The organism is Frankia sp. CgJB1, from assembly GCF_977947065.1.
Genome location: NZ_CDWTNB010000284.1, coordinates 2,663 through 3,256 on the forward strand (window position 1 = coordinate 2,663; position 594 = coordinate 3,256).

The following is a 594-nucleotide window of genomic DNA, read 5'->3' on the forward strand; positions in this document are numbered from 1 at the left end:
TCAAAACATATACTGGTCCGCCCGACCGAGTTCCTGATCTTGTTTTTCTTGCAGAACTCGACGAAGTCGTGGCTGGTGTACTCGCTGCCGCGGTCAGGCAGCGACGAGGGCTCGACGGCCTGGACGGTCGTGATGTGCCTGCGGGGCCGCGGGTGCACGCTGACCAGGCCCAGCTGGGCCATGAGCCGCTGGACTCGCTTGTAGGCGACCCGGACGCCCTGGCGGCGGAGGTCGGCGAAGATCCGCCGCACGCCGTACCGGCCGTGGTGCGCGTCGAAAATCGCCCGGATCTTCGTGGACAAGGTGATGTCGTCCCGCTCGCGTTTCGACGGTCCGCGGTTCTTCCAGGCGTAGTAGCCGGCGCGGGAGACGCCGAGTTTCCGGCACAGGTAGTCGACGGGGAACGTGTTCACACCGTCGGCGGGAGCAGGCTTCTTCGGGGCGTGGGCCGAGATGAACTCGAACCTCACTTCTGGTCGCTCGCGAAGAAGCTCGCGACTTTTTTTAAGAAAGAGCTGTCCATCTGCAGCTGTGCGTTCTTCTTCCGGAGCTCCTCGAGCTCGGCGCGCTCGGACACCGATAGCGGTCGCTCCC

General features: G+C 64.5%; 1 protein-coding gene. It reads right to left on the reverse strand.

Translation table 11 applies throughout. The annotated features are described in order from the left end of the window. Positions 1-470, reverse strand: a 470-nt coding sequence (locus tag AC08OT_RS19910) for an IS3 family transposase (protein WP_476603193.1), incomplete at its 3' end; no start/stop codon positions are given. Positions 471-594: the final 124 nt, after the last annotated feature.